The sequence below is a fragment of the Actinosynnema sp. NPDC023658 genome, from assembly GCF_040639995.1.
In the GTDB taxonomy this organism is placed as follows: domain Bacteria; phylum Actinomycetota; class Actinomycetes; order Mycobacteriales; family Pseudonocardiaceae; genus Actinosynnema.
Genome location: NZ_JBFAAX010000681.1, coordinates 1 through 3,111 on the forward strand (window position 1 = coordinate 1; position 3,111 = coordinate 3,111).

At 68.4% G+C, this 3,111-nt stretch carries 3 protein-coding genes; 2 read left to right on the top strand and 1 reads right to left on the bottom strand.

From position 1 onward, the window contains the following. Positions 1-613 precede the first annotated feature (613 nt). A complete protein-coding gene (gene tyrS / locus AB0G02_RS33080; protein WP_360802141.1) occupies positions 614-1,888 on the bottom strand; it encodes a tyrosine--tRNA ligase in 1,275 nt (424 codons plus the stop codon). A 145-nt stretch (positions 1,889-2,033) separates the two neighbouring features. Here tyrS and AB0G02_RS33085 point away from each other — a divergent pair, with 145 nt between their 5' ends. Together AB0G02_RS33085 and AB0G02_RS33090 are read left to right on the top strand one after the other, a co-directional pair. Next, a complete protein-coding gene (locus AB0G02_RS33085) occupies positions 2,034-2,426 on the top strand; it encodes a hypothetical protein (protein WP_360802144.1) in 393 nt (130 codons plus the stop codon). Between the two features lie 127 nt (positions 2,427-2,553). After that, a complete protein-coding gene (locus AB0G02_RS33090; protein WP_360802147.1) occupies positions 2,554-3,075 on the top strand; it encodes an EF-hand domain-containing protein in 522 nt (173 codons plus the stop codon). The last annotated feature ends 36 nt before the right edge of the window (positions 3,076-3,111 follow it).

Below are 3,111 nucleotides of genomic sequence, written 5' to 3' on the forward strand. Positions count from 1 at the left end.
AGCACGCCGCCAGCGTTCGTCCTGAGCCAGGATCAAACTCTCCAATAAGGAATGAGTTCGATCGCTCCGAACAACACTGACAAAATGTCAGTTGTTCAGTAACAATCTCAAAGGAAAACCTCTTGACGAGGTTCATACAATTTACTGGCTATTCGGCACGCTGTTGAGTTCTCAAAGAACACGCGCACATCATCACTCGCCGCTCGCGCGGCTCGATCCGAGGCTTGTGATTCAGCTAAAGCTTGTGTTGGAATCCAGACGCCCTGGTCGCAACGGCTCAGACGAGCCTGGACTGGGTCTTCCGTTCCGCGGCCACCCACTCTACCACGCTAGCGGGAGCTTGGTTCGTGACCTGCCGCACTCCGTTCCGGTGTTCCCGGCCCGTTCCGTGCTGACATGGAGAAAGTTACACGCACCCGAACCGGAGGTCAAATCGGGGGCGCAGCACCGCGCCACAGGCTGAAACCGCAGGTCAGCAGCCCGTGCCGCAGTCCACCCCACGCTATCCGACCCGATCCGCCGGCAACAGTGTGACCGCGATCACATCCAGAGAGCACGGAGGCCGCCGACCCGCTAGGGGTCGACGGCCTCCGACTGGAGCTGTTCTCGCAGGTCAGACCAGCACCCGCACACCCGCGGTGTTGCGCTTGCCGCGGCGGACGACCAGCCACGACCCGTGCAGCAGGTCCTCCTTGGCGGGCACCCACTCCTCGTCGGTGACCTTCGAGTTGTTCACGTACGCGCCGCCCTCCTTGACGGTGCGCCGCGCCGCGCCCTTGCTCTCGGCCAGCCCGGACGTGACCAGCAGGTCGACGATGGTCGGCCCGTCGGCCAGGCGCACCTCGCCGGTCGGGGCCTCGGCCATCGCGGCCTCCAGCGTCGACAGGTCCAGCTCGCGCAGCTCGCCGCGGCCGAACAGCGCCTGGCTGGCCGCGATGACCTGCCGGGTCTCGTGCTCGCCGTGCACCAGGTCGGTGAACTCCTGGGCCAGCCTCTTCTGCGCGGCCCGCAGGTGCGGGGCCTCGGCGGTCTGCCGCTCCAGGTCGGAGATCTCCTCCTGGGTGAGGAAGGTGAACAGCCGCAGGTAGCGGAGCACGTCGGCGTCGCCCACGTTCACGAAGTACTGGTACCAGGCGTACGGCGAGGTCATCGCCGGGTCGAGCCAGACGTTGCCGCCGCCGGTGGACTTGCCGAACTTGCGGCCCTCGGCGTCGGTGACCAGCGGTGCGGTCAGGGCGTGCACGGACGCGCCGTCGACCTTCCGGACCAGGTCGACGCCGCCGATGATGTTGCCCCACTGGTCGGAGCCGCCCACCTGGAGCCTGGTGCCGTACTTCCGGTTGAGCTGGAGGTAGTCGTGCGACTGCAGGAGGAGGTAGCTGAACTCGGTGTAGGACATGCCGTCACCTTCGAGGCGGCGCTTCACCGTCTCCCGGGCGAGCATGACGTTGATCGAGAAGTGCTTGCCGACGTCGCGCAGGAAGTCGAGCACCGGGACGTCGCCGGTCCAGTCCAGGTTGTTGACCACGATCGCGCCGGTGGGGCTGTCGTCGAACTCGACGAACCGCTCCAGCTGGCCGCGGATGCGCCCGGCCCACTCGGCCACGGTGTCCAGCGGGTTGAGCGCGCGCTCCGAGCTGTCACGGGGGTCGCCGATCATGCCGGTCGCGCCGCCGGCGAGGACGATCGGCCGGTGCCCGGCGCGCTGGAAGCGGCGCAGCATGAGCAGCGGGACGAGGTTGCCGGCGTGCAGGCTGGGCGCGGTCGGGTCGAACCCGGCATAGAGGGTGAGCGGGCCCGCGTCGAGGTCCTCGCGCAGGGCGTCGAGGTCGGTGGACTGCGCGATCAGGCCGCGCCAGGACAGCTCATCGAGGATGTGCTCGCTCACGGGACCATTCTCCTCCACCTCGTCCAGGCAGTTTGAGGCGGTGTCGCGGACGGGTAGTCGGCGTGGGGGCCCTAGTGGAAGGACCGCAGCGATGACCTACCCGAGGCGCGGCCGACGTCCCGCTGACAGTCGTCCGACCGAGTTCATGACCCCTGCGGAGCCGCCGTACCCGGCGGCGGAGGAGGAGGTCGTCGAGCGCGGTGACGGGCGGGTGCGCGGGGTGCGGATCGCGTGTGCCGTGATCGACGTCGTGTGCTGGTTGTTCGCGATCGTGCTGGCGATCCACATCTTCCTGGTGATCGGCGGCGCCAACCCGGCGAACGGGTTCGCGCAGATGATCGACTCGTGGTCGGCGGGGGTGTCGCTGGGCCTACGCGACCTGTTCACGCCCGCGAGCGCCGGGCTGCGGACGCTGCTCAACGACGGTCTGGCCGCGCTGCTGTGGCTGCTGATCGGGGCGGTGCTGACGAACCTGGTCAGCCGGGTCGCCCTGCCCGCGCACGAGCGGCGGGTGTGGTACCGGCGGACGGTGCGCTGACCGTTCGGGTCTGCTGACCGTTCTGGGGCTGGACTACCGACCGTCACGGTGATGTCACTCGGGCGCGCTCAGGTTTGCCCCGGCTGGTCAATTGTCCTCGTGGCGTTCCCCGGCCAAGTTTGCTTGCGTGGCCAGCGACTTGCAGCGGAAGAAGACCTCCATCGTGTTCTCCGCGATGGACCAGAACGGCGACGGGCTCCTCGAGCGCGCGGACTTCGAGGCGTTGACGGACCGGTGGGTGCACATCCGGGGCGGGGCCGACGAGGACCGGTTGCGGGAGATCATGATGGGCTGGTGGGAGACGCTGCGCGCGGCGTCGGACCACGACCGCGACGACCGGCTCACGGTGGACGAGGTGCTGTCCGTGGTGAGCGACCTGGGCACCATGCTGGACCTGGTGGTGGCCACGGCCGAGTCGATGTTCGAGGCGGTGGACGAGGACGGTGACGGCCGGGTGTCCGCGCCCGAGTACGGCCGGATGATCCACGCGTGGACCGGCAACGAGGCGTCGACCGACTCGGTGTTCGCCCGGTTGGACCTGGACGGCGACGGCTCGATCTCGAAGTCGGAGTTCGTGCAGCACTGGGTCGAGTTCTGGGCGGGGGACGACGCGAACGCCCCCGGCACGCACGTGTTCGGGGAGGTCTAGGAGAGGTTCGCGGCGCCGGGGCCCCACCCGGGTGGG